Raw genomic sequence first — 24017 nt, 5'->3', positions numbered from 1 at the left:
CCTCCGCCGATACGAACCCGGATGCTCCGACGAGCCCAGGATAGGGCGCAAGGCCACAGGTCGTGCTGTATCCGGAAGATCGGCTAGCGCGAAAACCCTAATCAGAGAAGGGAGTATGTTCGGAATATGGCTGTGTTATCGGATGAGGAAGTAGACGCAGCGCTGCCCGGCCTCAACGGCTGGAAGCATGCCGACGGCGCCCTGCGCCGGTCGATCAAGTTTCCGACGTTTCTCGACGGCATCGAGGCTGTCCGTCGCGTGGCCGACCACGCCGAAAGCAAGGATCATCACCCGGATATCGATATCCGTTGGCGGACGGTGACTTTCGCGCTGGTCACCCATTCCGCGGGCGGCATCACCAAGAATGACGTGGACATGGCGCGCGATATCGACGGGATCGTCGGGGACTAGCCCGCGGCGGCCTGAGCCGCGGGACGTTCCGCAGCTGGACGATCTGGGGTGACGGCCTTCCGCCCGGCTATCGCGATCCAGCCGAAGGTCGCCAGCGCCGCCACGGTGTAGACCAGTCCCGCCCACGCCAGATACCAGGGCCGGCTGATCACCCAGATGGTCGGTTGAGCAAAGCTCAGCAACCACGGCACGCCGATGATGGCAAGCGCCAACCAGCCCCATCCGACGATCGGCGCGCCGGGACGGGCGCGCAGCGGACCGTGAATCAGCCAGATCATCAGCGGCACCAGCCACACCCAGTGGTGGCTCCACGAAATCGGCGACAACAGCAGCCCGAACAACTCGACCACCAGCAGCTTGCCGAGTCGGTCGTCCCGGTCCAGCGCCCGCCAGGCCAAGATGGCCAGCACCGCGGTGACGCCGATCGCCGCCAGAACCAGCGGGCCGAAACCGGCGTCGTACCCAAGGATGCGCGAGATGCCGCCGCGCCACGATTGATTGAACGAGGTGCCGATGGGTCCGACCCGGTGGGCGTCGCCCATCAGGTGGGTGAAGTAGTACCGAGCCTGATCGCCGACGACAAGCAGCGACACGCCGACGGTGGCAAGGAACACCACCACCGAGAACGCTGCCGCACCCCATCGCCGGACGCCGACGAAATAGACGTCGGCTATTGCCGGCGTCAATTTGATTCCCGCCGCAACGCCCACGAGCAGACCTGACAGCCACCATCGCGTGGTGTAGACGGCCCACAGCACGCCCAGCATCAGGAACACGTTGACCTGGCCGTAGTCGAAAGTGTTGCGCATCGGCTCGATCCACATGGTGACCGCTGTCCACAGCATCGCGGCGCGGTGGCCCGTGCCTTTCGGGCCTGCCGCGTCGCCCAGCAACCGCTGACTGATCCGGACCGCGCCGTACAGCGCGGCTATCGTCGCGATCTGCCACAGGAAGCCGGCCAGGCCGAACGGCAACAGGTGCAGCGGATAGAACACGATTGCCGCGAACGCGGGATAGGTGAACGGCAGCGGGAAGTCCGGCGTCTGATCCGCGTACACGTAGCTGTAGAGGGTGCCGGGGTGGTTGAGAGCGGCCGCACCGCCGAGGTAGACGTGCAGGTCGACGAAGTTGGCGCCGTTGGGCGACAGGTATGTCCAGGCCAGCCTCGCCGCGATGCTCACCACCAACAGCAGCGGCGCGGCGACGCTCAACCGAGTTGCCAGCCGCCGGGTGATGGTTGCCGCCGGGGCGGCCGAAGTGGTGTCTACAGCTATCGACTGTAGCGATCGCACCGGCTGCAGCGGCATTCTCCGTCGTCACCGGTCCGCGAAAGTGGTCCCCGGCTTTGCCGCTGCACGGGTGGCTGGTCACTGCCGCCGCACGTCTGGATAACGATCGAGTAAATGCCACACGTGTCACTTGAGTCACTTCCGTATCAAAGTAACTTCGGCGCCGGGACCAGTCATCGACAACCAGGGAGAGTCATGCCAACCATCTGGACCATCGTGCGCGCAACCGCAGTCGTAGTGGGTTCGTCCGCAGCTCTGCTGACCGGCGGCATCGCCCACGCCGACCCCGCGCCGGCGCCCGCGCCGCCAATTCCGAACATTCCGCAACAGCTGATCAGCTCGGCAGCCAACGCGCCGCAAATCCTGCAGAACCTCGCGACGGCGCTCGGCGCCACCCCACCGGTCGCGCCGCCGTCCGCTCCCGGCATCACCGCCACACTTCCGGGGGTTCCGCCGGCCGCGGCAACGGCGCCCGCGAATACTCCGACCCTTCCGGGAGTGAACGCCCCGATTCCGGGGATAACGTCACCGGCAGCCGCCGCACCGACCACCGCGCCCGCCGCGGCCCCGAGCATTCCCGGGGTCAACGCTCCGATCCCTGGGCTGCCGTCACCGGCTGCACCCGCAGCACCGTCGGCTCCGGCGGCTCCCGCTGCAGCTCCGACGGCGGCTCCGACGGCACCGGCGGCGGCAATGCCGTCGATCCCCGGATTGCCCTCCATCCCCGGCCTCACCAGCCCGGTCCAACCGGTATCCGCCGCGGTGCCGACGGCAGCCCCGGGGGTGCCACAGGCGAAGGTTGACATGCCGGCGCTGCCGTCGTACCTGCCCGTGAGCGTGCCGCCGCAGATCTCGCTGCCGGCCGACCTTCCAGCGCTCACCACGGGCGCCGTTCCGGGTACGCAGCCCGCCGCGGTACCGGGACCCGCGGCAGTCGTTCCGCCGCTCTCGGCTCCATCGCTGCTTTCGGCCCTGCCCTGAGCAGTTTGTGAGACGGCTAACCCACCAACGACGACCGGAGGACACCATGTCACGCACTTGGAATCTGTCCAAAGGTTTGGCCGTAGTCGTCACGGCGTCGGCTGCCGCGTTCGGGCTCTGCCCGAGCGCGGCGGCCGACCCGGCGCCGCCGCCGAACCCCGCCCAACAGCTACCGGGCCTGCCGGCCCTATCGGAGTTGAGTCCGATAATCCAGCAAGCGGCCAGCAACCCGGGGCAGGCGACACAGCTGCTCATGGCGGCCGCACAGGCTTTCACCCACAACCCTTCCGCGCCCACCGAGTCGAAGAACGTGGCCGCGTCGGTGAACCAGTTCGTGCAACAGCCGAACGGTCCCGCGGCACCGCCGGCACCGGCGGCACCGGCAGCACTTGCCCAGCCTGACGCTCCCCACCTGCCACCGGCAGGTATCGAGCCCGGCGTGCCGGCACATTTGCCCACGGGTATCGACCCAACCCACGCGGCAGGCCCCGCGCCCGCCGCGGCACCGGCGCCGGTCCCGCCGGCGGGGCAGGCTGCAGCTCCCGGGGCGGTCCCACCAGCTCCGGGAGCCGTCGTGCCCGCCGGGGCGCCCGTGCCCGAGGTGCATGCACCGGCAACGGCACCCGTCGCAGCGCCACCCGCGCCGGGACCGGCTGCGGCGCCGGCGCCAGGGCCTGCACCGGCCGCCGCAGCACCGACTGCTCCCGCCGCGCCACCAGCGGCCCCCGCCGCAGCGGCCCCGGGTTTCGGCCCTGACGCGCCACCGACGCAGGACTTCATGTATCCGTCGATCGGCACCAATTGCCTTGGGGACGGGACCAATTCGATCGCGACCGCGCTGTCGGTCGCGGGTCCGGCCAAGATTCCTACACCCGGCCCCGGCCCCGGCCAGACCGCCTACGTGTTCACCGCTGTAGGCACGCCGGGACCGGCCGAGGTGCAGAAGCTGCCGTTGAACGTCACGTGGGTAAACCTGACCACCGGCAAGTCCGGGAGCGCCACACTGAAGCCGCGCTCAGACATCAACCCGGACGGGCCGACGACGTTGACAGTGATCGCCGATACCGGTTCCGGCAGCATCATGTCGACGATCTTCGGACAGGTCACCACCAAGGAACGGCAGTGCCAGTTCATGCCCACCATCGGGTCGACGGTAGTCCCGTAACGACCCTCCCCCGCCGCGAGCGTCCGCGTTAACCCGGGCGCTCGCGGCGCATATTAGTAGGCCATGAACAGAATTGCGTCGCGGTCGTAATCCAGACCCGGGTGAACGTCAGCAAGGTGAGCCTGTGTCTTTTCCACCAGGTCGTCCTCGTCCTTGCCGACCAGCGCTTCTCCGCACGGACACGTCAGATGTGTCTTCACGTTGCCGCCTTTCTTTGACTTCCTAGTGCTTTCCTAGTGCCTACCGACTGCTTACGTACTGGGTTTAGCCGCCTTCGCCGCCGCCTTCATCTGCTTCTTGTATGACCGCACCTTGCCCAGTGACTGGGCATCGACGATATCGGCGACGGATAGGTGGGTGCCCGCCTTGCCGAACTCACCGGCGGCCGTTCGCCAGCCTTTCGGCGTCACGCCGTACTGCTTGCCAAGCAGCGCCAGGAAGATCCGCGCCTTCTGCTCACCGAAGCCGGGTAACTCCTTGAGCCGGCGCAGCAGCTCGTTGCCGTCGGGATCACCGCTCATCCACAGTGAGGCGGCGTTGCCGTCGTAGCGATCCATGATGATCTGCGCGAGGGCCTGGATGCGCTTGGCCATCGAACCCGGAAAGCGATGTATTGCAGGTCTTTCCGAGCACAGCGCGGCAAACTTCTCCGGGTCGTAGTCGGCGATTTCGGCGGCGTCGAAGCCGCCCATCCGGTCCGCGATCTTCTTCGGTCCCGCGAAAGCGGTTTCGAGAGGAATCTGTTGGTCGAGAACCATCCCGACCAGCAGAGCGAAGGGGCTTTCCGACAGGAGTTCGTCGGCCTCTCGCTCTTGGGCGAGGCAGAGTCTCGTCACGGGGCTGTCCAACCTTTCGAGGCGCAACGGAGCAGTAGCAGATGGAAGACAATCTATCCCCCGCCGAGTGGCTGTCGACGCTGCGACGTTCTTCTGGGCCCCAGACCATGAGGAGAGAGCCCGCCGTGACCACACCGGCCACCAAGCCCAGGCCGCGAGAGCTGCGGTAGGCCGGTGACGATGCCAGAGCGACTTGCAGGAAGCAGCTCGCTCGGTCGGCATCGCCGACGAGCAATGGCGAGCGATTAAAGACCACCGACCCCACAAGTCTTGAGACCGCAAGCTTCGCCCCCACAGTCAAGGCTCCCCGTATGCGCCATGACAACGGACGGCCGAAACGTAGAACCCCTGGGCCGGTGACCTAGGGGGTCTTTCCGTCTTCGGCCTTGGCTCTAGCCCGCCTAATGGCCATTCCGGGGCAGATGCCGACGCGGCCACCAAGTCGCCACCGCGGCGACACCCAACTCCTCATTGGTCGGGACAGTTCTGGGTCTAGTGGCGGATCAGTGGGTAAGTACTGCCGTGGACCCGTCGGGTGCTCCTTGGAAGGTCACTCCGTCGGTCGTCCACCCATTCGGACCCTGCCACTGGTTGCTCGCCGGGTCGAAGTGATACTGCTTACTGCCCAGTGAGAAGCAGCTGTCACCGCAGTAGTAGACATGCATCGGCATGGACTTGGGTGGCTGGCCGGGGACAGTGACGGTCAGCGTGTATTCCCCCTCGGGAATGGGCGGTGTCTGGGCCGAGGCCATCGGGGCCAGAGTGAGCGCGGCTACTCCGGCAATGCCCAGCGTCGCCAGGGTTTTCTTGAATGTGTTCAAGGATGTCACCCCCGTATTGTGATTGTCGTTCGCTCCCCGATGCTTGCCAATTTACGGCCAGCAAACAGCAGTGTCCTGGGTTCAGCAAAATCGCCGTCGATCATGACTTCTTCGTACGAGCCCCGTAGGTGAGCTCGTCTCGCTGGACAAATACGGCAATCGAGCGTTTCTATAGCGCCGGAGCACTAATCTTGCACTGCAGCAATAGTTTTGACGGCTAACCGCTCTTGCGCCGGAATTCCCGGCGGCTCTCCAGCGGACCGTGCGCCCGCGACTGTTTGCCGCCGCCATCCTTGTGATCCGACCCGTCCGTGGACTTCGCCCTCTTGCGGTCGAGGGCTTCACGAAACTTGCGCTTGGTCTCGTCCTCCGGCGGCTTCGATTCAGGCATACCGGCAGCCTATCGTCACCGACTACCGCATGCCCGGCGGAAGGCCGTATACATGCGAGATCGGCAGTGTCAGCAACACGCGCCGGTCGGTGACCATCGCCTGCCGATAGTCGTCCCAGTCCGGATGTTCACCGGCGATGTTGCGATACAACGCAATCAGGGCCTCGACGGTGGCATCCTCGGGCGCAGCGGCCGGCGGCGTAAGTTCTGCCGTGCCCTCGGCGACGGCATACGACCATCCGTCGTCGGCGTCGACCAGGAGCGAGGCGCGCGGGTCGCGGCGCAGATTCCGGGTCTTGGCGCGTGGCTCGGTGATCGACACTTGCACCGCCACCCGGCGCGCATCGAAGTGGTACTGCACGTTCGACAGCTGGGGACGACCGTCTCGCTTGATGGTGGCCAGCACCCCTAACGAGTTCCCACTGATCACGGCCAGCAGCTTGTCGTCGAAGACTTGGCGTCCCATGCCGAAAGCCTACGTGCCGTTGCGTGATTCTCGGGGGCCCTGATGGAATCGGAGCATGACCACCTACGCGGCATTCCTGCGGGGCGTCAATGTCGGCGGCGTCAACCTTAAAATGGCCGAGGTGGCAGCCGCCCTGACCGACGCCGGATTCTCCGATGTGCGCACCATCCTGGCCAGCGGCAACGTGCTGCTGAAGTCGTCCGCCGGTGTTGCGGCGGTCCGCAAGCAGGCCGAAGCCGCATTGCGTGAGAGGTTCGGCTACGACGCCTGGGTGCTGGCCTATGACATTGATACCGTGCGCGCCATCGACGAGGCGTATCCCTTCGAGCGCGAGGTGGACGGATATCAGTCCTACGTCACGTTCGTCACCGACGCCGCCGTTCTCGACGAGCTCGCCGAACTGACGGCCGGGCGGAAGGAAAAGATCAGCCGCGGCCCCGATCCCCTGGGCGTCATCTACTGGCAGGTCCCCAAAGGCAGCACGCTGGACAGCGCCATCGGCAAGACGATGGGCAAGCCGCGCTACAAGTCGTCGACCACGACCCGCAACCTGCGCACGCTGGCCAAGATCCTGCGATGAGCGCCCCGGAGCCCGCAAAGGAGTCGGTCAGCCTCACGGGGGTGTCCGAGACCGCGCTGTTGACCCTGAACGCGCGGGCCGCGGAAGCACGCCGCCGCAACCCGATCATCGACGATCCGATGGCGGTAACCCTAGTCGACTCGATCCACTTCGACTTCGCCAAGTTCGGTCCGACGCGTCAGGACATCGCATTGCGCGCGCGGGCCTTCGACAACCAGGCCCTCGCCTATCTCAGGGAACACCCGTCGGCCACGGTGGTCGCGTTGGCCGAGGGCCTGCAGACCAGCTTCTGGCGCGTGGACGCCGCGCTTCCTGAGGGCGAATTCCGTTGGCTGACAGTCGATCTGCCGCCGATCATCGATATCCGGACGCGGTTGCTCCCGTCGTCGCCGCGGATCGCGGTCTCCGCCCAGTCCGCGCTCGACTACACCTGGATGGACTCCGTTGACGCATCTGACGGCGTGTTCATCACCGCTGAGGGATTGCTGATGTATCTGCAGCCCGAGCAGGCGCTGGGGCTGATCGGGCAGTGCGCCAAGAGGTTTCCCGGCGGACGGCTGCTCTTCGACCTGCCACCGCCATTCGTGAGCATGTGGAGCCGGTTGGGGATACGAACCTCGCTGCGCTATCGCATTCCGCCGATGCCGTTCAACATGTCGGTTGCCCAAGCGGCCGACCTGGCGAATACGGTGCCGGGTGTGCGCGCGGTTCACGATCTGCGGGTGAGCCGGGGCCGCGGCCTGTTGTTCGGCACGGCGCTGCCAGCGATTTATCGCTTGCCCGTACTTGGCGTGTTGCGTCCGTGCTTGACCCTGCTGGAGTTCGGTTGACGCAGGCTTCAGTCGTCGGGCACGTTCGTCAGGTAGCGCATCGCGTCGGATTTGGTCAGGCCGAGGGCTTTGGCCACTTCCACGTATTCTTTCGCGGCGGCCGCCATGGCCGCATCGGTCGGATCGAAGCGGGAGATGAAAGTGCCGAAGCGTCCGCGAGTTTCGACGATCGCCGCGGACTCCAGCTCACGGTAGGCGCGGGCCACGGTATTGGCCGCCACGCCAAATTGTCCGGCCAGGTCGCGCACGGTCGGCAGCCGGGTGCCGGGCGGCAACGCGCCCTCCCGGACTCCGTCGATGACCTGGGTTCTGAGTTGGTCGAACAGCGGCTTGCCCGCCTTCACGTCCACCCGTAACAAATCCCGCAGTTCCACATGTCCAGTATCTACCAGGCCCGGCTATCTTTGTGGGATGCGAGTGGCGGTGCTCAGCGGCGCGGGGATCTCCGCGGAAAGCGGGGTCCCGACATTCCGCGACGACAAGAACGGATTGTGGGCCCGCTTCGACCCTTACGAACTCTCCAGTACCCGAGGGTGGCGCAGCAACCCCGAGCGGGTGTGGGGGTGGTACTTGTGGCGCCACTACCTGGTGGGCAATGTCGAACCGAACGACGGGCACCGCGCCATCGCGGCCTGGCAGGACCATGCCGAGGTAAGCGTCATCACCCAGAATGTCGATGATCTGCACGAACGCGCGGGCAGCGCGCCGGTACACCACCTGCATGGCAGTCTTTTCGAATTCCGTTGCGAGCGTTGCGGTTTGGCATACACCGAGGCGCTGCCCGAGATGCCCGAGCCGACCATCGAGGTGGAGCCGCCGGTCTGCCGCTGCGGCGGCCTGATTCGGCCCGACATCGTGTGGTTCGGTGAGGCCTTACCCCAAGGGCCGTGGCAAGCCGCGGTCGATGCGACCGAGGCCGCCGACGTGATGGTGGTGGTGGGAACGTCAGCGATCGTCTATCCGGCGGCCGGACTACCGGAGCTGGCGCTGGCCCGCGGCACGGCCGTCATCGAGGTCAATCCGGAGCCCACGCCGTTGACCAGCAACGCCACCATCAGCATTCGCGAGTCGGCGAGTCGGGCGTTGCCCGGGTTGTTAGAACGGCTGCCCGCACTGCTTAAGTAGTTTGGTGCGTCGAGTCTGCGGTAGTGCCCCGCGCGACTAGGGCCGCCGGGCCCGACCCACGACCAATTCCGACACCGGCGCCGGCGCCCAGGGCGGCAAGGTCCACTCCCGCTTGGAGCTATCCACCTCGAAGCCGGCGTTCACGATCGATCGCTCGGTGTCGCGATGTGTGTGGCAATTGCCCAGCAGCTTGGGCCAGAACGTCGCGTCGACAAACCGCTGCAATCGTCCCCGCGCGCCGCCACTGGCGATGTGCTCGAGATACCGCAGCTCCCCGCCCGGCCGCAGGAAGGAATGCAGACGCCGCAACACCTTGTCGGGGTCGCCCACCGAGCAGAGCACCAGCGAGCACACCACGGCGTCGAACGGCTCCTCGCCGCTGAACTCCTCCACCGTCTGGCCCAGCACCACAACCGGAACGGACGCGCTTGCCGCTGCCGCGCGGGCCTGGCCGACGAGCCGGCGCTCTGGCTCGACGGCGACCACCTCGTCCACGGTCTGCGGATAGAGGGCGAAGTTCGTTCCGATACCCGCACCGACCTCGAGCACCCGGCCCGCCAAACCGGCCAGATTCTCCCGCCGCAGGACCCGCACCGGCTCGGCCTCGTGCGTAGCGACGAATGGCCAGATCCTGGCGAAGAATCGATTATCGACCGCCGAGGCCACAGTCGCCGTCATACCGATAGCTCCTTTGATGGTGTGGGCTCATCGACACCCTAACGGGTCAAAGAGGCGTGCACGGGCCGCCCGTTGTGCCGCGTCGCCACATCCGCCGGCTCCGGGGTTTGCCGCTGTTGAGCAGCAACGAAGTCGGCGCCCGCCTCGCTGATGCCGAACCGCTCATGTATCCACACCAGCGGCTTGGGTGCCCACCAATTCCACCGGCCCATCGCATGCATGAACGCCGGGACCAACACCATCCGGATCAGGGTGGCATCCGCAAGGACGGCAAGCGTCAGGCCCAGGCCGAACATCCGCATGAACGACACGTGAGCCGCGATCAGGGCCGCGAACGACATCGACATCACCAAGGCAGCCGCGGTAATCACGCGGCCGGTACGAGCCACGCCCAGCGCCACACTCTCGTCGTTGGCGACGTAGGCCTCAGCCGGGCTCGGCTTTGCCGGTCGCGCGGCTCCGGAAACCAACCAGTACTCCCGGATCCTGGAGACCAGGAACACCTCGTAGTCCATGGACAACCCGAACGCGATACAGAACAACAGGACCGGCATGTTGGCCACCAGCGTCCCGCTCGGCGTCGTTCCCAAAGCGCCCAGATGACCGTCCTGGAAGACCCAAACCAGCGCGCCGAATGCCGCGGTCAGCGACAGCACGTTGCACACCAGGGCCTTTGCCGGCAGCACCACACTGCCGGTGAGCAGGAACAGCAGCGCGAAAGTGATGGCGGCCATCAGCCCCAACACCGCTGGAAGTCGATTAGTCACAGCGTCGACGCTGTCGCGGTTGACCTGCGCGACACCGGCCATCTCGACGTGTCGGCCACCCGGCCCGGGCACCGCGTGTAGGCGTCTGAGCTGGCTGTCCGAGGCTTGCGAAAACCCAGGGGCCGCGCTGCTGACGGTCAGGAATGCGCTGCCGTCGACCAACCCGGCGGCCCCGGCCGGTGGCCCCCTGCGCTGGCCGGCCACAAATGTTCCAGTCGGGCTGGTCACTGACGCCACTTCGGGGACCCGTGACAGATCAGCGGCATACCGGTCCAGCTCCGCCGGGCTCAAGTCGCGGGCGTCAGGGACGACAGGCACCACTATGGGTACCGTCATCGCGGGATCGTGCGCGAAGTTGGTGCGCAACTGGTCACCGACCTGGTGCGACGACGCGGAAGCCGGCAACACCCGGTCGTCCGGGAAACCCCACTTCACCGAGAAGAACGGCAGTCCGAGCAGCAGCAGCACCGCAACGACGGCAAAACCGACCGGCAGCCAGCGGCGCATCACGAACTTGCTCGACCGGTACCAGAACATCTGCTCGACCGGTTTGTGCAGCCGGTCGGGACGGCTCAGCGCTCGCCGCAACAGCCGGCGCACGTCCAATGTGTCGAGCCGCGGACCGAGGAGCACGATCGCGGCCGGGGTGATCACGATGGCGGCCGTCGCAACGAAGGCCACCGTGGCCACACCGGCATACGCAAACGACTTGAGAAAGTACATCGGGAACAGCGCGGTCGCCGACATCGACAACGCCACGGTGGTCGCCGAGAACAACACCGTGCGACCCGCAGTGGCCATGGTCCGGATCAGCGCTTCGTCTCGGTCACTGCCCTCGGCCAACTCGTCACGGTAGCGACTGATGATCAGCAGCGTGTAGTCGATGGCCAGCGCCAGGCCCAGCGCCGTGCTCAGGTTGAGCGCGAAGACCGACACCTCGGTGGTGAAGGTGACGAGCCGCAACACCGACATGGACCCGACGACCGCCAGTGCGCCCAGAGCCATCGGCAACGCCGCCGCCAGCAGCCCGCCGAAGACCCACACCAGCACCAGGAAGCTCATCGGCAGCGCGATCATCTCCATCACCAGTAGGTCGTCCTGGTTCTGCTGGTTGATCTGCGCGTACTGCATTGCCGCGCCACCGGCCAGGACGGTGACGCCGTCTCGGTCGTGGACGAACTGGTCGGCCAGTTTTTGGGCGTTTACCTGGGCGTTGTTCTCGCCGCCCTTGATGTTGATCACGATCAGACCCGACCTGCCGTCCTTGCTCACCAGATCGGCGGCAGCCTCGGGCGGCGCCGACGCGGGCATGGTCCACGGCGAAGACACGTCGTAGACCAGCGGCGACCGCTTCAGATTCGCGACGATGTCGGTGCCCCCCCGGCGGGCCCGGTCGGTGTTTACACCCCCGGGTGCGGTCACCAAGATCAGCATCTGCTGACCGCTCTGACGGAACTTGTCGCTCAACAGCTGGATGGCACGCGCGGACTCGGAGTTCGGATCTTGAAAACCGCCGGGAGACAGGCTCTTGGCGACCGGGATGCCGAACACCGCGGCGGCGATGAAAACGAGGACCGCGATCGCAATGATTCGTCGTGGGGCCGCGATGGCCAGTCTTGCGATCCTCTGCAGCATGTTCACGTCCTTCGCTGCGGTGCCGGAAGTTTTCTGCGCTAACTGACAGGTGTCGAACAACACCTGCACTAGGTACGACTGGGGATGCTCGGAAGGTTCAACCCGACGCAGATATCGGCCAGAGCGATCGCCAAACGCCGGTCGTCGACGCTCTTGGGCGGCATTACCCTACCGGTCGGTAATAATTGCCACCATTTTCCGAATCGTGACTCAACGATTCCTTAATAGCGACTCATACGCTCATGGTCATGTGGATCGATGACACCAACGCCGACGTCATCAAGGCTGACTTCGAAGCTCTCTACCATGGCGACATGCTGGTGGAAGGCGAGACCTCGGAGCAGGTTGACGACTGGCACCCGCTGCCAACAGCAAGCTGAGGACTCCGATGGGTATCTTTGCGCGGCTACTTATAGCCAATCCCCGAGCTCAGCAGTGGTTCCGTCGATAATTTCGTCCGTGGTTGCCGCGTGAGGCCCCCCGCGGTGCGGGGGGCTTTCCTTTTCCTGTCGGCATTTCCCGTCGCTAGCGGGGCGCCATCCGGATGGCGCCGTCCAAACGGATGACTTCGCCGTTGAGCATCGGGTTTTCGATGATGTGAACGGCGAGGGCTCCGTACTCATCCGGGTTGCCCAGCCGCGACGGGTGCGGCACCTGCTTGCCCAGCGACTCCCGGGCCGGTTCCGGCAGGCCAGCCAGCAGAGGCGTGTCGAACAGGCCGGGTGCGATCGTGACCACGCGGATGTTCTTGCTGGCGAGGTCGCGCGCGATCGGCAGGGTCATGCCGACGACGCCGCCTTTGGACGCCGAGTAGGCGGCCTGCCCGATCTGACCGTCAAATGCCGCGACCGAGGCGGTGTTGACGATGACGCCGCGTTCTTCACCGACGAGTTCGGTCTTGGCGATCCGCTCCGCGCTCAGCCGCAGCACGTTGAAGGTGCCCACCAGGTTGATGTCGACGATCTTGCGAAACGCATCCAACGGGAAGACGCCGTCCTTGCTGAGCACCCGGATGGCGTTGCCGGTGCCGGCGCAGTTGACCACGATGCGCAGGGTGCCCATCGACTCGGCTGTGTCGAGTGCGCTGGCCACGGCGGCCTCGTCGGTGACGTCGGCCTTCGCGAAACGCGCACGATCGCCGAGTTCGGCAACCGCGTCTTCGCCCCTGAGGTCCAGCACGACCACCTGCGCACCCGCGTCCAATAGCCGCTTGGTGGTGGCCAGGCCCAGACCTGATGCACCTCCAGTGACGACGGCGACGGCGTCCCTGATTTCCATGTGAGCTGTTCTCCTAATCCTTGCGGGGTCGTGCCGGAGCCTATCAACCTACTGGTTGGTTGGGACTATACCCAGTCGCGGAGGACCTCTTCGATGTCGGTCACCGGTGCCGCAGGCGGGCGCGGCTGCTGCGGCGGCGTCCGCGAGAACCGCGGGGCCGGCATCGGCTGCGGACCGCCGTCGGCGTCGTAAAAAGTGTTCCGCTCGGTGACGTGCGGTTCGGTGTGCGCCTCCCCGAACGCCAGCACCGGCGTCACGCAGGCGTCCGAATCGGCGAACACCTTGGCCCAGTGGTCGCGGTCGTGGCTGGCAAAGGCCTCCGTCAGCAGCGCGCGCAATTCGGGCCAACGGGTGACGTCGTTCTGCGGCGGCAGGTTGGCGGCATCCAGCCCAAGTCCGGCGATCATGGCCGCGTAAAACTGCGGCTCGATGGCGCCGACGGCGACATAGCGGCCGTCAGCGCACTCGTAGGTGTCGTAGTAGGGCGCACCGCCGTCGAGCATGTTGGTGCCCCGGACGTCGGTCCACATCCCCGTCGCCCGCATGGCCCACATCATCTGGATCAGGACGCTGGAGCCGTCGATCATGGCCGCGTCGATGACCTGCCCCTTGCCGGAGTTTTGCCGCTCCCACAACGCGGAAAGAATGCCGACCAGCAGGAACATTGAGCCGCCACCGAAGTCGCCGACCAGGTTCAGCGGCGGTACCGGACGCTCGTTGACCCGGCCGATCGAGTGCAGGATGCCGTTCAGCGAGATGTAGTTGATGTCGTGGCCGGCCTGCTGGCTGCGTGGGCCGGTCTGGCCCCAGCCGGTCATCCGGGCGTAGATCAGCCTGTCGTTGATCTTGGCGCAGTCCTCCGGCCCCAGGCCGAGCCGCTCTGTGACGCCTGGACGGAAACCTTCGATCAGCACATCCGCCTTGGCAACCAGCTTGAGCACAAACTCGCGGCCCTCGTCCGACTTGAGGTTCGCAGCGACGACACGGCGGTTGCGCAACATCGCGTCTTTGGCGGGCCCGCCGGGACCGGCTGAGGGGCGGTCGACGCGCACCACGTCGGCGCCGAGGTCCCCGAGGATCATTGCGGCGTGCGGGCCCGGCCCGATCCCCGCCAGTTCGACAACACGCAGCCCGCTCAGAGGTCCCGCCATGGTTTACCGACCTTTCGTCAGCTTCGACGTTTGCGAAGCCCGGCTGCCGATCGAACAACCGGTTGTTCGCATCTTCGCAGCCGCCGTGGAAGGCCCTGCATCCCGGTCACCTAGTGTGAGGCCCATGCCGGATTCAGAAATCACCACCCTCACTCCCGTCGCAGGTCTCGACGTCAGGCTGACCGACGGCGTTCTGTCGGTGACCATCGACCGACCTGACAGCCTCAACTCGCTGACCGTTCCGGTGATCACCGGAATGGCCGACGCGATGGAACGCGCGGCCACCGATCCGGGAGTCAAGGTGGTGCGCCTGGGCGGAACCGGCCGTGGCTTCAGCTCCGGAGCGGGCATCAGCGCCGACGACGTGTCCGACGGCGCCGGAGTCCCGCCGGACGAGATCATCCTCGAAATCAATCGGCTGATCCGGGCCATCGTCGCGCTGCCGCACCCGGTGGTCGCCGTCGTGCAGGGGCCGGCCGCCGGCGTCGGCGTTTCCATCGCGCTGGCTTGTGATGTCGTATTGGCTTCAGACAAAGCATTTTTCATGCTTGCCTTCACCAAGATCGGACTGATGCCCGACGGCGGCGCGTCGGCGCTGGTCGCCGCCGCGATCGGCCGCACGCGTGCGATGCGGATGGCCTTGCTCCCCGAGCGGTTGCCGGCAACCGAGGCCCTGTCCTGGGGACTGGTGAGCGCGGTCTATCCGGCCGACGACTTCGACGCCGAAGTGGACAAGGTAATCGCCAGGTTGGTGACCGGCCCCGCGGTGGCGCTCGCAAAGACCAAGGGCGCGATCAACGCGGCCACGCTGACGGAGTTGGACGCGGCGCTCGAGCGTGAATTTGACGGACAGTCCGGCCTGTTGCAGGCGCCTGACTTCAAAGAGGGCACCAAGGCGTTCCAGGAGCGTCGAGACCCCAACTTCACCGACACCTGATCTTTAAGCCCCGAACCGGCAATCCTTCCTCGCGTCGGCTCCGAATAACCGGCAAGCGAGAACAGAACGGAGACCCGTGTCGGCTGAAGAGATTTCCTGCCTTGTCACCGGCGCCACCGGGTACATCGGCACCCGACTGGTGTCGCGACTGCTCGACGAGGGTCACCGGGTTCGCGCGCTGGCCCGCACACCGGCGAAGTTGGCCGACGTGCCATGGCGCTCGCGGGCCGAAGTCGTGCAGGGCGACCTGGGTGACGTCGACTCGTTGATCGCGGCCTTCAGCGGGATCGACGTCGTCTACTACCTGGTCCATTCGATGGGTACGTCGAAGGACTTCGCCGCCGAGGAGATCCGCGCCGTGCACCACGTCGTGATGGCCGCGCGTCGCAGTGGAGTGCGGCGCATCGTGTATCTCAGCGGTTTGCATCCAGAGCGGACCAAGCTCTCGCCGCATCTCGAATCGCGCAAAGCCGTAGGGGACGCACTTATCAACTCCGGCATCGAGACCGTGGTGCTGCAGGCCGGAGTTGTGATCGGTTCGGGATCCGCGTCGTTCGAAATGATCCGACATCTCACCGACCGGTTGCCGGTGATGACCACGCCCAAGTGGGTGCACAACAGAATTCAGCCGATCGCCGTGCGCGACGTGTTGCATTACCTGGTCGCAGCGGCAACCGCGGCGGTGCCGTCCTCGCGGGCGTGGGATATCGGCGGCCCCGACGTGCTGACTTACGGCGACATGATGCGGATCTACGCCGAGGTCGCAGGGCTGCACAAGCGCTATTTGATCGTGCTGCCGTTCCTGACGCCGACGATCGCCAGCCTGTGGGTCGGGACGGTGACTCCGATACCGCCTGGCCTGGCACGCCCGCTGATCGAATCACTGGAATGCGATGCCGTGATGCGCGACTTCGATATCGACACGATCATCGAGCCGCCACCTGACGGCTTGACCGGCTACCGCTGCGCGGTCGCGCTGGCACTCAACCAGGCGACGCGCGGTCGCGCCGACGCGACATGGGTCTCGCTGGATGCCGAGCCGGCCGAGCCGCTGCCCAGCGATCCGGGCTGGGCCGGCGATGCCGTCTACACCGACGTGCGGACCGCTGTGATCGCCGTTGAGCCCGACGAAGTCTGGAGAACGGCCGAGAAAGTCGCGAACGGCAGCCGATGGTTTCCCATCGCCCCGCGGCGCCACCGTTCCGTCAAGCGATGGCGCGTCGCAGAGCGCGGGCCGGGCAACAGGCTGCGGCTGCGGGCAGAAGTGCGCTCACCGGGTGAGGCGTGGCTGGAGATCACGGTGACCCCGCGACAAACCGGTGGCAGCAGATATCAGCAGCGGGCGATCCTTTTTCCCCGCGGCGTTCGGGGCCGCATGTACTGGTTTGTGTTGCGTCCCTTGCACGCTGCGGCGTTACGCGCGTTGGCGCGAAATGTCGTCACGGCCGGATAGTCAGACGCCGAACAGCGGCGGCAGCGCGAGCACCATGATCAGACCCCACACAAAGTGGGTCAGCATGGGCGCCAGCACCCCGCCGCTGGCCCGGCGTTCGAACGCGCACACGGTTCCGAGGATGATCCCGGCAAAGCCCAGCATCACGTTTCCGCTGGCCAGTGTGGCGATGACGTACAACACGGTCGAAATGAGGACCGGAGAACGGCGGCCCAACGCGGTGTAGAGCGCGCCGCGGAAGAAGACTTCCTCGGCAATGCCGTTGATCAAGGTGATCAGCACGATCAGCAGAAACGATCCCTGGTTGGCGTATTGCAACACCCGCGTGATCAAGTGCGCTACCGGCGCAATCTCTCTGGCGATGAGTCCGCCGACCACAAACGCGCCACCGAGCAACAGCCCGATGGTCGTTCCCGTGATGACCGGGCGCTGGTTGCGACCGCGCCAGCAGATACCGCCGAGATGCAGCGGCCCGGAGAGGAACGAACCGGAGAGCCACACGGCCGCCAGTGCCAGCGTGAGCCAGTAGAAACTCGTCTCACCCGGGTGTCGCCGCAGTGAAAACCCCAGCAGCACCGCACCGATCACCAGCGTGACAGCGACGACGACGCGCCTGCGCCGCACAACTCCAGGTGACTCATGGTGTGGCACAGCGACATTGGTGATCGCACGGCGCAACTCTGCGCCGACGCTGGTCCGGTACGGAGTGCTGGTCTCGCTCATGCAGGACGTACCTTCGGGGTCAGGGTGAGCAGCATGTCCAGTCCAGTCCGAAGCGCTCCGGCGAGCGGACCCGGAACCAAGTTGACCAGGCGCAGGGTGGGCCGCGCGATGGGTGGCGTCACCGCCCGGGCCAGCCGCCGGATGCGTAGTGCGTCACCGCCGGCCCAGATTGGATCGCTGTCGGCGAGGTGATGGGGGTCAGCCAGCTCGTTGACCGGCCGGGGGCGCTTGGACCGGTCCGCCAAAGCCAGCGCAATGGCGTCGTCGACACCGAGCAGGCCGCCGGGCGGATCGGGCACCCGCTCGCGCAGGCCGGCATCGGATGCCAGCATCGGGTGGTCCAGCGATTCGACCAGATCGCCGGCCAATCCCTGCGGCACCGGCAGCGCGAGGCCCGTGACCCGCGATGCCACCGCGGGGTGAACTCTGGGCACCCGCAGCGTCGCTTGCCATCTGCCGGAAATCCGCGAATACGCCCTGAGCAGATTCCGGTAGGAGGTGGTGTCGGGGCCGCAGATGTCATAAGCACCGGCAGGCACCCGGTCGGCGTCGGCCGCGGCCACAAGGTAGTGCAGCACGTCGCGGATGGAGATCGGGTCGATCGAATTCTCCATCCAGTCCGGTATCGGCATCAGCGGGAACCGGTCGCCGACGTAGCGCAGCATCTCGAACGACGTCGACCCGGCGCCGATGATCAGGGCGGCACCCAACCACACCAGTTCCGGACCGTCCTCGACGGTCAGGGCCTCGGCGACCTCTGCCCTGCTGGACAAATGCTCGGACAACGCTTCGTCGTCGGGCACGAAGCCGCCCAGGTAGACGATGCGTCGCACACCGGCATCTCTGGCCGCCGTCGCGACGGCGGTGGCGGCGGCCCGGTCGGCTTGCCGGAAGTCGGGTTGGCCGATGCCGTGCACCAGGTAATACACCACGTCGAACGGTCCTGCGGCCTGCATGGCGGCCCGCGCCGACGGAGGATCCGACGCGTCGAAAACGACCGGTGTTACGTCGTCAAACCAACCCAAACGGCTGAGTCGGTCGGGATCGCGGGTCGCGGCCAGCACCTGATGGCCGTCCGCGAGCAGGGCAGTGACCAGGCGCGATCCGATGTAGCCAGTGGCACCGGTGACGAGAATCCGCACAGACTCCAACCTAGCTCAGGCGGTTTTCCCGCGAGCGTGCGTGTTTGTACGAGGACACGCCGTCAGATGCGTACATTTGCGCACGCTCGAGCCCCAGACAGCCAAGTTGAACCACCGCGGGGGCTGCAACGTGAGTCACTGCATGGGGCGCAATGCCGGGTCTAGTCGAATGGTAGGGATAGATCCGTGTATTACCTGTTGATCCTGGCGGTCGTGATCGAACGACTTGTGGAGCTGGTGCTATCCACGCGCAATGCGCAATGGTCTTTTGCCCAGGGCGGCAGAGAAGTTGGGCGAGCCCATTACCCGGTGATGGTTGTCATCCACGCCGCGCTACTGCTCGGCTGCGTGGTCGAAACATGGGCCTTGCACCGGCCGTTCATCGGGTGGCTCGGCTGGCCGATGCTGGCCGTGGCGGCGCTCAGCCAGGGACTGCGCTGGTGGTGCATCGCGTCGCTGGGCCGACGGTGGAATACCCGGGTGATCGTCCTACCGGAAGCGCCTTTGGTGCGACGCGGCCCCTACAGGTGGCTGCATCACCCCAACTATGTTGCCGTGGTTGCCGAAGGATTCGCGTTGCCGCTGGTACATACCGCGTGGCTGACGGCGGCCACCTTCACGGTGGCCAATGCGATCCTGCTGACCGTGCGGATCCGAGTCGAGAATTCCGCGTTGGGCTACTCGTGACCTTCGACACCGACCTGCTGATCGTCGGCGGTGGCCCCGGCGGCCTCGCAACGGCGTTACACGCTCGTAGACAAGGGCTTTCGGTGATCGTGGCCGAGCCGCGGGACGGTCCCATCGACAAAGCCTGCGGCGAGGGGCTGATGCCCGGCGGCGTGGCCGAATTGACGTCGCTCGGCGTGGATCCGGCCGGTCTGCCCTTTCACGGGATCGCGTATGTCAGTGAACAGCGTCGGGCCGAGGCGCAATTTCGCAGCGGGCCGGGGCGGGGCGTGCGGCGCACCACGCTGCACGCGGCGCTGGCGTCGCGGGCCAAAGAGGAAGACGCGGACTGGATCCCGACGCGCGTGACCAGCGTCGAGCAGGACGCGCATGGCGTCACGGCCGCCGGTGTGCGGGCGAAATGGCTGGTGGCAGCCGATGGACTGCATTCGTCGGTGCGGCGCGCGGTGGGTATCAAAGTGACGGCCGGAACGCCGCGGCGCTATGGCATGCGCTGGCATTACCGGGTGCCGGCATGGTCGGAGTTCGTCGAGGTGCATTGGTCCCGTTGGGGCGAGGCGTATGTGACGCCGGTGGAACCGGACCTGGTCGGCGTGGCGATTCTGGCTCGCGAACGACCCGACCTGGCGTGGTTCCCGCGCTTGGCTCAGCAGCTGCGCGGCGCCGGCCGCGGACCGACGCGTGGCTGCGGCCCGCTGCGGCAGGTGGTGTCGCGGCGGGTTGCCGGACGCGTGCTGCTGGTCGGCGACGCGGCCGGATACGAGGATGCGCTGACCGGCGAGGGCATCAGCCTTGCCGTCAAGCAGGCCGGCGCCGCTGTCGCGGCGATCGTCAACGACGCACCGGCGTCGTACGAGGCTGCCTGGCAACGGCTTACGCGCAACTACCGGTGGCTCACCCGCGGCCTGGTGCTGGCCAGCGCGCCGCGCGCGGCGCGACGCGGCATCGTGCCGGCCTTCGCGCTGCTACCCGGCACGTTCGAGTACGGACTGAACGTCCTGGCGTCTTAGCGGATGGTGGCGCCGCGCTTGCGATCGCCACTAACGCGCCTTCCAGACCGGCTCCCGCTTCTCGGCGAATGCCAGCGGCCCCTCCCGGGCGTCCTCTGATCTGATCAGCGAACGCATCTCGCGCACGGTTCGGTCCCAGCCCGCTTCCTCGCCGGCGATGACGCCGTCGTCGACGCCGTAGGCGATGCGCTTGCTGGCCTGCACCGACAGCGGCGCGTTCACGGTCACCCGCGCGGCCAGCGCGAGTGCCGCGTCCAGCACCGAGTCCTTGACCACCTGGTTGATCAAACCCCATTCCAAGGCGTCGGCCGCGGTCATCGGCTCACCGGTCAACAGCAGTTCCATCGCCACTTTGCGCGGGAGCTGTTTCACGATCCGGAAAACGCCACCGGCAGCGGCGATCAGACCCCGTTTGACCTCCGGCAGCCCGAATTGGGCGCGCTCGTCGGCCACCACCAGGTCGCTGGCCAGCGCCAGTTCGGTGCCCCCACCCAGTGCGGTGCCGTTGACCGCCGCGATGGTGGGCTTGTCGATGAGATGGTGCACGTAACCGGCGAAGCCATATTCGGGATGATCGGGGTGGTACAGGTTCTCCCGGCGTGCGATCGCCTTGAGATCGGCTCCGGCGCAAAAGGATTTGTTACCAGCGCCGGTGATCACCACGGCCCGCACCTCGGGATCGTTTTGCGCCGCTTCGAGCGCATCCCCGACGGCGATGCTTACGGCCGCGTTAACCGCGTTGCGGGCTTCGGGCCGGTTGATCGTGATGACCATGACGTTGCCCCGGTGCTCGACGAGCGCACCGGGCTGCTCGCCATCGGTCACAGCAACTCGAGGATGGTCGCGTTGGCCTGGCCGCCGCCCTCACACATGGTCTGCAGACCGTAGCGAATTCCCTTGTCCCGCATGTGGTACAGCAGGGTGGTCATCAAGCGCGCGCCTGAACCGCCGAGCGGGTGACCGAGTGCGATCGCGCCGCCGTTGGGGTTGAGCTTCTTCTCGTCGGCCCCGATGTCACGCAGCCAAGCCAGCGGCACCGGAGCGAACGCCTCGTTGACCTCGTAGGCGCCGATGTCGTCGATGCTCAGCCCGGAGCGCTTCAGCACCTTCTGGGTCGCCGGGATAGGCGCGGTCAGCATGATCACCGGGTCGGCTCCGGCCAGTGTCGCGGTGTGCACCTTGGCAATTGGGTTCATTCCCAGCGACTTGGCCTTTTCGGCGGACATGAACAGCAGCGCGGCCGAGCCGTCGGAGATCTGTGAGGAGTTGCCGGCGTGGATCACGCCGTCTTCCTTGAACGCCGGCTTCAGCGAAGCCATCTTCTCCATCGGAGTACCGCGTCGAATGCCTTCGTCCTTAAGCACGACGTTGCCATCTTGGTCTTTGATGCCAACGATCTGGTCGTCAAAAGCACCGGAATCCTGAGCAGCAGCAGCCTTTTCGTGTGAAGCCAGAGAGAATTCGTCGAGGGCGACGCGGTCCAGTCCCCACTGCTCGGCGATCATCTCCGCGCCCAGCCCCTGGTTGGGAATCTTGCCCTCGTAGCGGGCCAAGAACGCCTCCGGGTACGGCCGTCCGCCGTTGGCCAGCGATGCGCCCATCGGGGTCCGCGACATTGACTCCACACCACCGGCGACGACGACGTCGTAGTGCCCGGCCACCACGCCGGCCGCGGCGAAGTGGACGGACTGCTGGCTGGACCCGCACTGCCGGTCGACGGTCACCCCTGGGACGGTCTCGGGCCAGCCGGCCGTCAGCAGGGCGGTACGGCCGATGTCGAGAGCCTGTTCACCCGCCTGCATGACGCAGCCCCAGATGACGTCGTCGACGATCTCGGGGTCGATGCCGGCCTTGGTGGCCAATCCGTTGAGGACCTGCGCGGATAGGTCGGCGGGGTGCACGCCGGACAGGCCCCCGTTGCGCTTGCCGATGGGCGAACGTACAGCCTCGACGATGACGGCTTCAGCCATGAGTGGACTCCTTTGACGCAGACTCAGCGAATCGTGATCTTCACTCGATTGTCAACCAACGCGTTGGACGGGCCGTGGCCGGGGTGGTTTGAGCGGGATTAGCGTGCGTTGCGCGCTTACCCGGCGGGGTACCCCACGGACTTGATCTCGGTGTACTGGTCGAAGCCGGCGATACCGTTCTGCCGGCCCACCCCGCTGTCCTTGTATCCGCCGAACGGTGTGTCGGCACCGTATGGTGCGCCGCCGTTGACGCCGATGAAGCCGGCCTTGATCCGACGGGCCACCGCCAGCGAACGCTCCAGCGAACCCGACATCACGTTGCCGGCCAAGCCGTACACGCTGTCGTTGGCGATCCGGATCGCGTCCTCCTCGTCGTCGAACGGGATGACCGACAGCACCGGGCCGAAGATCTCCTCCTGAGCGATGGTCATCTTGTTGTCGACGTCGGTGAAAAGTGTTGGGCGGACGAAGAATCCCTTGTCGAACCCGGTTTCGGCATCGGGTCCGCCGACCAGCGCCGTCGCGCCCTCTTCGACGCCCTTGCGGATGTAGCCCATGACTCGATCGCGCTGTTTCTCCGAAATCACCGGGCCGCAAAGGGTTCCGGCGTCTTGCGGGTCGCCGCAGGTGACGTTCTCGTAGATGCTCTTGAGGATCGCCACCCCCTCGTCGTAGCGGGACCGCGGCAGCAGCATCCGGGTCGGGTTGGCGCACCCCTGCCCAGCGTGCATGCACGGCGCGATGCCGATCGCGCAGGCCAGGCCGAAATCGGCGTCTTCCAACACAATCGTTGCCGACTTGCCGCCGAGCTCGAGGAACAGCCGCTTCATGGTCGCCGCGCCTTTTTCCATGATGCGTTTGCCGACCACCGTCGAGCCGGTGAACGAGATCAGGTCGACCTTCGGCGACAGCGTAAGCTCTTCGCCCACAAAGTGATCCGATGCGGTGACGACGTTGACGACGCCGGCGGGGATGTCGGTCTTTTCGGCGATCAGCCGACCCAACCGGGTCGCGTTGAACGGGGTATTGGGCGCCGGCTTGAGCACGACGGTGTTGCCGGTGCCCAGCGCCTGGCCGAGCTTGTTGAGGGTGACCTCGAAGGGGAAGTTCCAGGGCACGATCGCCCCGACGACGCCCACCGGCTCCCGCCAGACCTTGATGGTGGTGTTCGCGCCGGTGAGGCTGATCACTCGGTCGCCGAGGTCGGTCTCCCACGCGTACTCGTCGATCAGCCTGGCGGGGTACTTCAACCCGTCGGCCAGCGGCGCATCCAGTTGGGGGCCGAACGTGATCGCCCGCGGCGACCCGACCTCGAGGATGAGCTCCTCGCGCAGCTCTTCCTTCTCCTCCTCGATCGCGTCGTGCAGCTGCAACAGACAGCGCTTGCGCAACTCGCGGTTCGTCGACCAATCAGACTCGTCGAAGGCGCGCCGGGCGGCGTCGATGGCTCGGTGCATGTCCTCTTTGGACGCGTCGGCGACCTCGCCCAGCGCTTCCTCCGTCGCCGGGTTGATGTTGGTGAAGGTGCCGGCCTGACCGTCGACGAGCTTGCCGTCGATCATCATCTTCGGCTCGAACCGGACCTTTACAGTGTCAGCCATGTTTGTTCAGCTCTCTTTCGACAAGGCGCTGGTTGAGACGCCGGGACCTAAAAATACCTGCGCATGCCACCATCAGATGGGTCACCCTAT

General features: G+C 66.2%; 27 protein-coding genes. 11 read left to right on the top strand and 16 right to left on the bottom strand.

From position 1 onward, the window contains the following. Positions 1-126: 126 nt before the first annotated feature. Positions 127-411 (top strand): 4a-hydroxytetrahydrobiopterin dehydratase, encoded by a 285-nt coding sequence (locus AC5Y21_RS00825; protein ID WP_499908456.1) that lies wholly within the window; start codon positions 127-129, stop codon positions 409-411. On the opposite strand, the gene AC5Y21_RS00820 is transcribed toward AC5Y21_RS00825, so the two are convergent. Continuing rightward, complete coding sequence (locus AC5Y21_RS00820) at positions 408-1718, bottom strand: mannosyltransferase (RefSeq protein WP_499908454.1); 1311 nt, start codon at positions 1716-1718, stop codon at positions 408-410. The genes AC5Y21_RS00825 and AC5Y21_RS00820 overlap by 4 nt on opposite strands. Before the next feature lie 177 nt (positions 1719-1895). On the opposite strand from AC5Y21_RS00820, the gene AC5Y21_RS00815 reads away from it, so the two are divergent. Further along, positions 1896-2681: a hypothetical protein gene (locus tag AC5Y21_RS00815; protein WP_499908453.1), complete on the top strand. Its 786-nt coding sequence runs from the start codon at positions 1896-1898 to the stop codon at positions 2679-2681. Between the two features lie 7 nt (positions 2682-2688). After that, positions 2689-3846, top strand: coding sequence for an Rv1157c family protein (locus AC5Y21_RS00810; RefSeq protein WP_499908451.1), 1158 nt, complete (start codon positions 2689-2691; stop codon positions 3844-3846). 53 nt (positions 3847-3899) lie between these two features. On the opposite strand, the gene AC5Y21_RS00805 is transcribed toward AC5Y21_RS00810, so the two are convergent. The 5 genes from AC5Y21_RS00805 to AC5Y21_RS00785 form a co-directional block, all read right to left on the bottom strand. Next, positions 3900-4046 carry a DUF1059 domain-containing protein gene (locus tag AC5Y21_RS00805; RefSeq protein WP_499908449.1) on the bottom strand — a complete coding sequence of 49 codons (147 nt, stop codon included), beginning with the start codon at positions 4044-4046 and terminating at the stop codon, positions 3900-3902. A gap of 51 nt (positions 4047-4097) precedes the next feature. Next, complete coding sequence (locus AC5Y21_RS00800) at positions 4098-4682, bottom strand: HhH-GPD-type base excision DNA repair protein (RefSeq protein WP_499908447.1); 585 nt, start codon at positions 4680-4682, stop codon at positions 4098-4100. Positions 4683-5185: 503 nt separating this feature from the next. Continuing rightward, the gene (locus AC5Y21_RS00795) at positions 5186-5512 is read right to left on the bottom strand and encodes a hypothetical protein (protein WP_499908445.1); all 327 of its coding nucleotides are present in this window, start codon (positions 5510-5512) and stop codon (positions 5186-5188) included. Between the two features lie 208 nt (positions 5513-5720). Beyond that, entirely contained in the window at positions 5721-5894 is a 174-nt protein-coding gene (locus tag AC5Y21_RS00790) for a DUF5302 domain-containing protein (RefSeq protein ID WP_499908443.1), read from the bottom strand. 22 nt (positions 5895-5916) lie between these two features. After that, positions 5917-6360 carry a PPOX class F420-dependent oxidoreductase gene (locus AC5Y21_RS00785; protein WP_499908441.1) on the bottom strand — a complete coding sequence of 148 codons (444 nt, stop codon included), beginning with the start codon at positions 6358-6360 and terminating at the stop codon, positions 5917-5919. Positions 6361-6415: 55 nt separating this feature from the next. On the opposite strand from AC5Y21_RS00785, the gene AC5Y21_RS00780 reads away from it, so the two are divergent. Next, entirely contained in the window at positions 6416-6940 is a 525-nt protein-coding gene (locus AC5Y21_RS00780) for a DUF1697 domain-containing protein (RefSeq protein WP_499908440.1), read from the top strand. After that, positions 6937-7770 (top strand): class I SAM-dependent methyltransferase, encoded by an 834-nt coding sequence (locus AC5Y21_RS00775; protein WP_499908438.1) that lies wholly within the window; start codon positions 6937-6939, stop codon positions 7768-7770. The genes AC5Y21_RS00780 and AC5Y21_RS00775 overlap by 4 nt, the downstream gene beginning before the upstream one ends. A gap of 8 nt (positions 7771-7778) precedes the next feature. On the opposite strand, the gene AC5Y21_RS00770 is transcribed toward AC5Y21_RS00775, so the two are convergent. Beyond that, positions 7779-8144: an Rv1152 family transcriptional regulator gene (locus tag AC5Y21_RS00770; protein WP_499908437.1), complete on the bottom strand. Its 366-nt coding sequence runs from the start codon at positions 8142-8144 to the stop codon at positions 7779-7781. A 37-nt stretch (positions 8145-8181) separates the two neighbouring features. Between AC5Y21_RS00770 and AC5Y21_RS00765 the strand changes: the two genes are divergently transcribed. Further along, positions 8182-8895, top strand: coding sequence for an SIR2 family NAD-dependent protein deacylase (locus AC5Y21_RS00765; RefSeq protein WP_499908435.1), 714 nt, complete (start codon positions 8182-8184; stop codon positions 8893-8895). Between the two features lie 36 nt (positions 8896-8931). On the opposite strand, the gene AC5Y21_RS00760 is transcribed toward AC5Y21_RS00765, so the two are convergent. Together AC5Y21_RS00760 and AC5Y21_RS00755 are read right to left on the bottom strand one after the other, a co-directional pair. Next, the gene (locus AC5Y21_RS00760) at positions 8932-9573 is read right to left on the bottom strand and encodes a class I SAM-dependent methyltransferase (RefSeq protein ID WP_499908434.1); all 642 of its coding nucleotides are present in this window, start codon (positions 9571-9573) and stop codon (positions 8932-8934) included. A 38-nt stretch (positions 9574-9611) separates the two neighbouring features. Beyond that, positions 9612-11975: an MMPL family transporter gene (locus AC5Y21_RS00755; RefSeq protein WP_499908432.1), complete on the bottom strand. Its 2364-nt coding sequence runs from the start codon at positions 11973-11975 to the stop codon at positions 9612-9614. Positions 11976-12223: 248 nt separating this feature from the next. On the opposite strand from AC5Y21_RS00755, the gene AC5Y21_RS00750 reads away from it, so the two are divergent. Next, on the top strand, positions 12224-12355 hold the full coding sequence (locus AC5Y21_RS00750; protein WP_499908430.1) for a hypothetical protein: 132 nt from the start codon (positions 12224-12226) through the stop codon (positions 12353-12355). Between the two features lie 145 nt (positions 12356-12500). On the opposite strand, the gene AC5Y21_RS00745 is transcribed toward AC5Y21_RS00750, so the two are convergent. Beyond that, complete coding sequence (locus tag AC5Y21_RS00745; protein ID WP_499908428.1) at positions 12501-13253, bottom strand: 3-hydroxyacyl-CoA dehydrogenase; 753 nt, start codon at positions 13251-13253, stop codon at positions 12501-12503. A 65-nt stretch (positions 13254-13318) separates the two neighbouring features. After that, positions 13319-14404, bottom strand: coding sequence for a CaiB/BaiF CoA transferase family protein (locus tag AC5Y21_RS00740; RefSeq protein WP_499908427.1), 1086 nt, complete (start codon positions 14402-14404; stop codon positions 13319-13321). 124 nt (positions 14405-14528) lie between these two features. Here AC5Y21_RS00740 and AC5Y21_RS00735 point away from each other — a divergent pair, with 124 nt between their 5' ends. Beyond that, the gene (locus AC5Y21_RS00735; RefSeq protein ID WP_499908425.1) at positions 14529-15341 is read left to right on the top strand and encodes an enoyl-CoA hydratase; all 813 of its coding nucleotides are present in this window, start codon (positions 14529-14531) and stop codon (positions 15339-15341) included. Positions 15342-15417: 76 nt separating this feature from the next. After that, positions 15418-16794: a DUF2867 domain-containing protein gene (locus AC5Y21_RS00730; RefSeq protein WP_499908423.1), complete on the top strand. Its 1377-nt coding sequence runs from the start codon at positions 15418-15420 to the stop codon at positions 16792-16794. Here the strand turns inward: AC5Y21_RS00730 and AC5Y21_RS00725 are convergent, their stop codons facing one another. Then, on the bottom strand, positions 16795-17517 hold the full coding sequence (locus AC5Y21_RS00725) for a CPBP family intramembrane glutamic endopeptidase (RefSeq protein WP_499908421.1): 723 nt from the start codon (positions 17515-17517) through the stop codon (positions 16795-16797). It abuts the gene before it with no gap. Continuing rightward, positions 17514-18659, bottom strand: coding sequence for an NAD(P)H-binding protein (locus AC5Y21_RS00720; protein WP_499908419.1), 1146 nt, complete (start codon positions 18657-18659; stop codon positions 17514-17516). Before AC5Y21_RS00720 ends, AC5Y21_RS00725 begins: the two co-directional genes overlap by 4 nt. 186 nt (positions 18660-18845) lie before the next feature. On the opposite strand from AC5Y21_RS00720, the gene AC5Y21_RS00715 reads away from it, so the two are divergent. Both AC5Y21_RS00715 and AC5Y21_RS00710 read left to right on the top strand, forming a co-directional pair. Beyond that, positions 18846-19346, top strand: a complete 501-nt coding sequence (locus tag AC5Y21_RS00715) for an isoprenylcysteine carboxyl methyltransferase family protein (protein WP_499908417.1) — start codon at positions 18846-18848, stop codon at positions 19344-19346. Further along, positions 19343-20356 carry an NAD(P)/FAD-dependent oxidoreductase gene (locus tag AC5Y21_RS00710; protein WP_499908415.1) on the top strand — a complete coding sequence of 338 codons (1014 nt, stop codon included), beginning with the start codon at positions 19343-19345 and terminating at the stop codon, positions 20354-20356. The genes AC5Y21_RS00715 and AC5Y21_RS00710 overlap by 4 nt, the downstream gene beginning before the upstream one ends. Positions 20357-20386: 30 nt before the next feature. Here the strand turns inward: AC5Y21_RS00710 and AC5Y21_RS00705 are convergent, their stop codons facing one another. From AC5Y21_RS00705 to AC5Y21_RS00695, 3 genes are all read right to left on the bottom strand, one after another. Beyond that, positions 20387-21181 carry a crotonase/enoyl-CoA hydratase family protein gene (locus tag AC5Y21_RS00705; protein ID WP_499908413.1) on the bottom strand — a complete coding sequence of 265 codons (795 nt, stop codon included), beginning with the start codon at positions 21179-21181 and terminating at the stop codon, positions 20387-20389. Further along, positions 21178-22326 carry a thiolase family protein gene (locus AC5Y21_RS00700; RefSeq protein ID WP_499908411.1) on the bottom strand — a complete coding sequence of 383 codons (1149 nt, stop codon included), beginning with the start codon at positions 22324-22326 and terminating at the stop codon, positions 21178-21180. Before AC5Y21_RS00700 ends, AC5Y21_RS00705 begins: the two co-directional genes overlap by 4 nt. Before the next feature lie 116 nt (positions 22327-22442). Next, complete coding sequence (locus AC5Y21_RS00695) at positions 22443-23927, bottom strand: aldehyde dehydrogenase family protein (RefSeq protein ID WP_499908409.1); 1485 nt, start codon at positions 23925-23927, stop codon at positions 22443-22445. Positions 23928-24017: the final 90 nt, after the last annotated feature.

This window comes from Mycobacterium sp. NGS41 (assembly GCF_059812725.1).
The sequence above is the reverse complement of the archived record's forward strand: the minus strand, read 5'-3'. Positions and strand labels throughout refer to the sequence as shown.

Bases quoted from the DNA above. Each gene is read 5' to 3' on its own strand.
- AC5Y21_RS00820 (WP_499908454.1), bottom strand. From the start codon at position 1,718: ATGCCGCTGCAGCCGGTGCGATCGCTACAGTCGATAGCTGTAGACACC.
- AC5Y21_RS00700 (WP_499908411.1), bottom strand. From the start codon at position 22,326: ATGGCTGAAGCCGTCATCGTCGAGGCTGTACGTTCGCCCATCGGCAAG.
- AC5Y21_RS00745 (WP_499908428.1), bottom strand. From the start codon at position 13,253: ATGGAAATCAGGGACGCCGTCGCCGTCGTCACTGGAGGTGCATCAGGT.
- AC5Y21_RS00825 (WP_499908456.1), top strand. From the start codon at position 127: ATGGCTGTGTTATCGGATGAGGAAGTAGACGCAGCGCTGCCCGGCCTC.
- AC5Y21_RS00750 (WP_499908430.1), top strand. From the start codon at position 12,224: ATGTGGATCGATGACACCAACGCCGACGTCATCAAGGCTGACTTCGAA.
- AC5Y21_RS00740 (WP_499908427.1), bottom strand. From the start codon at position 14,404: ATGGCGGGACCTCTGAGCGGGCTGCGTGTTGTCGAACTGGCGGGGATC.
- AC5Y21_RS00725 (WP_499908421.1), bottom strand. From the start codon at position 17,517: ATGAGCGAGACCAGCACTCCGTACCGGACCAGCGTCGGCGCAGAGTTG.
- AC5Y21_RS00815 (WP_499908453.1), top strand. From the start codon at position 1,896: ATGCCAACCATCTGGACCATCGTGCGCGCAACCGCAGTCGTAGTGGGT.
- AC5Y21_RS00785 (WP_499908441.1), bottom strand. From the start codon at position 6,360: ATGGGACGCCAAGTCTTCGACGACAAGCTGCTGGCCGTGATCAGTGGG.
- AC5Y21_RS00775 (WP_499908438.1), top strand. From the start codon at position 6,937: ATGAGCGCCCCGGAGCCCGCAAAGGAGTCGGTCAGCCTCACGGGGGTG.
- AC5Y21_RS00735 (WP_499908425.1), top strand. From the start codon at position 14,529: ATGCCGGATTCAGAAATCACCACCCTCACTCCCGTCGCAGGTCTCGAC.
- AC5Y21_RS00695 (WP_499908409.1), bottom strand. From the start codon at position 23,927: ATGGCTGACACTGTAAAGGTCCGGTTCGAGCCGAAGATGATGATCGAC.
- AC5Y21_RS00780 (WP_499908440.1), top strand. From the start codon at position 6,416: ATGACCACCTACGCGGCATTCCTGCGGGGCGTCAATGTCGGCGGCGTC.
- AC5Y21_RS00760 (WP_499908434.1), bottom strand. From the start codon at position 9,573: ATGACGGCGACTGTGGCCTCGGCGGTCGATAATCGATTCTTCGCCAGG.
- AC5Y21_RS00765 (WP_499908435.1), top strand. From the start codon at position 8,182: ATGCGAGTGGCGGTGCTCAGCGGCGCGGGGATCTCCGCGGAAAGCGGG.
- AC5Y21_RS00755 (WP_499908432.1), bottom strand. From the start codon at position 11,975: ATGCTGCAGAGGATCGCAAGACTGGCCATCGCGGCCCCACGACGAATC.
- AC5Y21_RS00790 (WP_499908443.1), bottom strand. From the start codon at position 5,894: ATGCCTGAATCGAAGCCGCCGGAGGACGAGACCAAGCGCAAGTTTCGT.